The organism is Streptomyces cellostaticus (assembly GCF_001513965.1).
Classification (GTDB): Bacteria; Actinomycetota; Actinomycetes; order Streptomycetales; family Streptomycetaceae; genus Streptomyces; species Streptomyces cellostaticus.
This window is the reverse complement of the sequence record NZ_KQ948125.1, coordinates 1-1,218: the sequence shown is the minus strand read 5'-3', so window position 1 is coordinate 1,218 and position 1,218 is coordinate 1. Positions and strand designations below refer to the sequence as shown.

At 68.6% G+C, this 1,218-nt stretch carries 2 protein-coding genes; both read right to left on the bottom strand.

Translation table 11 applies throughout. The features are described 5' to 3' along the window. Positions 1–13: 13 nt before the first annotated feature. Positions 14–607 carry an IS630 family transposase gene (locus AQI88_RS42360; RefSeq protein ID WP_107118817.1) on the bottom strand — a complete coding sequence of 198 codons (594 nt, stop codon included), beginning with the start codon at positions 605–607 and terminating at the stop codon, positions 14–16. Further along, on the bottom strand, positions 538–1,140 hold the full coding sequence (locus tag AQI88_RS42355; RefSeq protein WP_067011141.1) for a helix-turn-helix domain-containing protein: 603 nt from the start codon (positions 1,138–1,140) through the stop codon (positions 538–540). Before AQI88_RS42355 ends, AQI88_RS42360 begins: the two co-directional genes overlap by 70 nt. Positions 1,141–1,218 lie beyond the last annotated feature (78 nt).

Below are 1,218 nucleotides of genomic sequence, written 5' to 3'. Positions count from 1 at the left end.
AGTGCTGCGTTCCTCAAAGGATGTACACATATCGGCGGCGTAAGCGCCTGGTGGGTGGTGCGGGTCTGCCCCAGATCCAGGGTCGGGCGCGGGCGTTGAGCTGGGCTGTGGCCACTTCGGTGGCGTGGGTGATGTGGTCGCGGTCGCCGAAGGAGCGGCCGGCCAGGGCGGTCTTGCGGAAGATGCGCCACCAGCCCTCTTGGAGGTTGAGCCAGCAGGCGCCGACCGGGATGAACACGTGCCTGATGCGGGGATGGCCCTCGAGCCAGGTCCGGGTGGACACGCTGTTGTGCGAGGACAGATTGTCGGTGATCACATAGATGTCCCCGTGCGGGTTGGCGTCCTCGACCAGCTGGAGGAACTGCTGGTAGAAAACACTGTTACGGGAGGTGGCGGTCATCGTGAGCTCCTGGCCGTCGCGGACGCGTAAGGCGCCGTAGACCCAGGTTTTCTCCGGTCCGCGGGAGTAGTCGATCTCGTTCTTGATGCGGTGCCCGTCCGGTGACCAGCCCGGTGCCGGCGGGAAGGTGCGGGGGATCACCGGGCCGAGCTCGTCGGTGCAGACGACCGTCGCGCCGGCGGGCGGGCTGGTGTAGAGCTCGACGATCCGCGTCCTTTTCCCTCGAAGTCCGCATCTCTCGAGCGCGTCCACGAGCGCGTGCGCCGCCAGCGCACGCCCTCGGCCAGCAGGATCCGACGCACCTGGGACCGGCTGACCTCGATGCCCAGGTCCCGGGCCGCGGCAGCCACTGCGTCCAAGGTCCACTCCGAGGGCCCCGACTCGTCCGCGGCCCACATCTCGTTCGACGGCTGCACCTCGAGCCGGCCGGGCGGCGTCAGCTTGACCATCGCAATGATCCGGGAGCGTTCGGCCTCAGTGATCCTTCGCTTGCGGCCCTGCCCGCCCAGATCCTCCAGGCCCTCAAGCCCCGAGCGGTTGAAGCGGTGCAGCCAGCGGCGCACCGTCTTCTGACTGCACCTCAGCTCGTCGGCGATCTGCGGGACCAGCCAGCCGTCCCAGCTCAGCTCCACCATCCGGCACCGCTCCACCAGCACCTTCGGCGCCTTCCTCGCAGCCGCCAGACGGCGGACCACCGCTTGCTCGCCCTCGTCACGGCCCGCCCGTGCCCTCAGCACCATGACCCAGCACCCGCCCCCGAGCACCCGTAACCACCCCGCTACCAGCAGCTATACCCACCGAAAGCGGAATCGAGCACT

Excerpts from the sequence above, each read along its gene's own strand:
- AQI88_RS42355 (WP_067011141.1), bottom strand. The coding sequence starts at position 1,140 with ATGGTGCTGAGGGCACGGGCGGGCCGTGACGAGGGCGAGCAAGCGGTG.